Genomic DNA, 4,022 nt, shown 5'->3' with positions numbered 1-4,022 from the left:
CTTAGTTAATTAACTAAGCTCTTTTTGTTTTTAGCATATACTTTACATAATTTGCTAATCTTCTAATTTTAATTCTATTTCTGCTACAGGTGTTTCTGTAGAATTATTATTTGGTTGTACACCTTTTTCTTCTATTGTAATACTTAACCCTAAAGCATTTTTAGTGTATGGAATTTGTTGTAAACGTCTGTCTTTAACACTTAAAATACCTAAATATACTTGTTTGTCTTGTAGCTCAGCTCTTATTTGATATTCTTGATTTTCTGGTAAAGTAGGTAAGGATACTACATCAATTAAAGATGTTTTATCCTTTGGGTTTATATAAGCAACCGTTTTTAAATTCTTGGCACGACGATTACCTTTTAAAATATACTTCTCTGTCTCTGGATTATTTAGTTGAGAAAATTGTTCTGCTAGTGCGTCTAGTTTTAAATTGTTCTTATCTATATCACTTCTTAAATCGTATAATTCGTCTACAATAGTTTGGTTTTCACTAAGTAAATCTTGATTTTGAAGATAAAAATATATAGCACTTCCAGCAAAAATTAATGTGGCTAAACTGGCCGCAATTCCAAAATTAAACCATGATTTTTTTGGTTTTTGGCTTATGGTAATTACTGGCTTATAATCTAGAGTATTTAATATGTTATTAAGTAAATGCTTAGGTGCTTTTTCTGCATTTGCAAATGCTACTAACTCTAACTTGTTTTCTAGTGTATTGTATGCCTCTTTAACTTCGGGAAAGTTGTTTATATAGCTTTCTACCTCAAGAGTTTCTTGAATATTGGTTTGACCTATTAGATATTTTTCTAATAAATCAGATTTTAAAAATGTGTCTTTATCAACAGTCATCACATTATTGTTATGGATTGTAAATTTTTTTTAATTCTCGCAATCCTATTTTTAATCTAGATTTAATTGTTCCTAACGGAATATTTAATTCTTCGCTCGCTTCTTGTTGGGTCATACCTTCAAAAAAAAGCGCATTTAAGACGACCTGATATTTTATTTCTAAGCTACTTAAGTGTTTTTGAATGTCTAAAGTGTCTTGATTTAAACTTTTAGTCGTCAGTTTATATACGTTAGAATCCTCTATTTGGATTTCTTTATTATTTTTATTGTTTAAAGAACGTACTTTATCTATTGCAGAGTTGTAAAAAATGCGATATAACCAAGTAAATAATTTTGCTTTTGAAGGATCGTAAGTCTTCCCTTTTTTCCAAACCTTAATAAAACTTTCTTGCAATACGTCTTGAGCAATATCATTATCTGAAATCACTTTTTTTACTACACTTAAAAGTGCACCAGAATAATGCTGGTACAATAGAGAAATGGCTTTTTTATCACCATTTTTTAATAAATCTACTATATCTTGTTCTATTGAAGTACTCAACTTTTTACGCTCTTTGGTTAGTTAGTTTAACTTATTGTTTAAAGTATATTTACTTCGGCTTCAATCGAGATATTAAAAATACGATAAATTGTTTTTTGTATTATTTTTGAAAGCGCTAGAATATCTTCTCCTTTTGCGCCACCATAATTAACTAATACTAATGCTTGTTTTTTATGTACACCATAATTGCCAAATGTTTTTCCTTTAAATCCTGCAGTTTCTATAAGCCAACCTGCTGGAATTTTAATTTCGTTTTCTGAAACTGGATAATTTGGTACATTAGGAAAACTTTGTTTTAATTGCTTAAAAGCTTCATTAGAAATCACTGGGTTTTTAAAGAAACTACCACTATTTCCTATCTCTTTTGGATCTGGAAGTTTACTTTGTCTTATTGCAATTACTGCGTTAGAAACATCTTTTATAGTTGGATTGCTTATTTGCATAGTTTCTAATTGCGAAGTAATAGCTCCATAATTAGTGTGTAATGTATGTGTGTTTATTGAAAGTTTAAAAACAACACTTGTAATAATGTATTTGCCTTTTCTTTCGTTTTTAAAAATTGAATTTCTGTATCCAAAATTACAGTCTTCATTTTTAAAAACTTCAATTTCTAAAGTGCTTAAATTTAAAGCTTCACAAGAGATAAAATAATCTTTTAACTCCACACCATAAGCTCCTATGTTTTGAATAGGAGAGGTGCCAACATTTCCAGGGATTAGCGACATGTTTTCTAAGCCACCAAAGTTGTTATCTAGAGACCAAAGTATAAATTCATGCCAATTTTCTCCTGCGTTAGCTTTAACTAATATGTGGTTTGGTTTTTCTTCTAATACCGAAGTTCCTTTTATATTAATATGGATAACGAGTGCGTCTACATTTTTTGTTAAAAGCATATTGCTTCCACCACCAAGTATTAATTTAGTTGGATAGTCTTTAAGCTGTAAAACAGCTATTAATTCGCTTAAAGTGCTTACCGAAATAAAATGCCTAGCTTTTACATCAATACCAAAAGTATTGTAATTTTTTAATGATATGTTGTGTTGAATACGCACTAATCTTTATAAACTTTTAAGGCTTCTTTAATTACATTTACTGCTTTTACTAAGCTCTCTTTGTTAAGTACATATGCAATTCTAATTTGGTTTAATCCAACTCCTGGAGATGAATAAAATCCTGCAGCAGGTGCAACCATTACTGTCTCTCCATCGACATCAAACTCCTCTAATAACCATTGTGCAAAAACGTCACTGTTTTTAATTGGTAACTCAGCAATACAATAAAAAGCACCTTTTGGGTTGGCGACTTTTACACCTTCAATTTTGTTTAACTCGGCAACTAATGTGTTTCTTCTTTCTACATACTCTTCAATAACATCATCAAAATAACTTTGCGGTGTGTCTAATGCTGCTTCACTAGCAATTTGCGCTAATGTTGGAGGACTTAATCTTGCTTGTGCAAATTTTAAAGCTGTTTGCATAACAGCTTTATTTTTAGAAACTAAACATCCTATTCTTGCACCACACATACTGTAACGTTTGGAAACAGAATCGATTATTATTGCATAGTCATCTAATCCTTCTTCTTGTAAAATTGAATAGTGTGTTGCACCATCGTAAGCAAATTCTCTATAGACTTCGTCTGCAATTAAAAACAAATCATGCTTTTTAACGATGTCTGCCAATTTTTTAATTTCTTCTTTAGAGTAAAGATAACCAGTTGGATTTCCAGGATTACAAATTAGTATTCCTTTAGTTTTTGGAGTTATTAGTTTTTCGAATTCCTCAATAGGAGGCAATGCAAAATTATCTTCAATTTTAGAGATTACAGGCACTACTTTTACACCAGAAGCTGTTGAGAAGCCATTATAGTTTGCGTAAAATGGTTCTGGAATAATAATTTCGTCATCCACATCCATAATACTTCCAAAAGCAAATAATAGTGCTTCACTTCCTCCTGTAGTAACAATAATATCGCCATGTTTTACATGGATATCATTCTTCGCATAATAAGCTGCTATTTTTTGTCTGTAAATTTCAGAGCCTTCAGATCTTGTATAAGCCAAGATGTCTAAACCATGCATTTTTACTGCATTTAATGCTATTTGAGGTGTTTTTATATCTGGTTGTCCAATGTTTAAATGATAAACGGTTTTCCCTTGTTTATATGCTTTTTCAGCAAATGGAGCAAGTTTTCTTATAGGTGACTGAGGCATAGATTGCCCTTTTTTTGAAATCGATGGCATAGAATAAAATTTGAATAACAAAGTTGCAAAAAAAAAGTTTAATCTGTGTTATTTAATTTCTCAACTTCAAAATGTTAAAAGAAATAAGCTTTATAGAAAAATCCTCATAAAAATAAAAAAGCCGAAAACTAATGTTTTTGGCTTTTTAAATAATTGAGGTTATGGTTTAATGGATTATTGTTCCATTACGCTTTTACCTTTTGTTTTAGTAAGTACACTTGTTTTAGAAGGATCAATAACTTCTCCTTTAATTTTTAGTGACACCGTTGGTGAAGCAGCATTAGACAAAACAGTAATTGTTTTTCTAATAGGCATTACTCTTTTAGTATCATACTTAACTTCAATTTCTCCAGTTTGTCCTGGCATAATTGGATCTTTCGGTTTTTT

The 4,022-nt window shown here is 30.2% G+C and carries 5 protein-coding genes; all 5 read right to left on the bottom strand.

The window, feature by feature from the left end; translation table 11 throughout:
- Positions 1 to 54: 54 nt before the first annotated feature.
- Entirely contained in the window at positions 55 to 852 is a 798-nt protein-coding gene (locus Q0C58_RS10660; RefSeq protein ID WP_290701204.1) for an RNA polymerase subunit sigma-70, read from the bottom strand.
- A gap of 10 nt (positions 853 to 862) precedes the next feature.
- The gene (locus Q0C58_RS10655) at positions 863 to 1,393 is read right to left on the bottom strand and encodes a sigma-70 family RNA polymerase sigma factor (protein ID WP_290701201.1); all 531 of its coding nucleotides are present in this window, start codon (positions 1,391 to 1,393) and stop codon (positions 863 to 865) included.
- Between the two features lie 38 nt (positions 1,394 to 1,431).
- Positions 1,432 to 2,445, bottom strand: a complete 1,014-nt coding sequence (gene murB, locus Q0C58_RS10650) for a UDP-N-acetylmuramate dehydrogenase (RefSeq protein WP_290701198.1) — start codon at positions 2,443 to 2,445, stop codon at positions 1,432 to 1,434.
- Positions 2,445 to 3,635, bottom strand: coding sequence for a pyridoxal phosphate-dependent aminotransferase (locus Q0C58_RS10645; protein WP_290701195.1), 1,191 nt, complete (start codon positions 3,633 to 3,635; stop codon positions 2,445 to 2,447). Before Q0C58_RS10645 ends, murB begins: the two co-directional genes overlap by 1 nt.
- 174 nt (positions 3,636 to 3,809) lie before the next feature.
- Positions 3,810 to 4,022: DUF1573 domain-containing protein (locus Q0C58_RS10640; protein WP_290701192.1), on the bottom strand; the 213-nt coding region annotated here is incomplete at its 5' end.

The organism is Lacinutrix sp. (assembly GCF_023299985.1).
Classification (GTDB): domain Bacteria; phylum Bacteroidota; class Bacteroidia; order Flavobacteriales; family Flavobacteriaceae; genus Lacinutrix.
The sequence above is the reverse complement of the archived record's forward strand: the minus strand, read 5'-3'. Positions and strand labels throughout refer to the sequence as shown.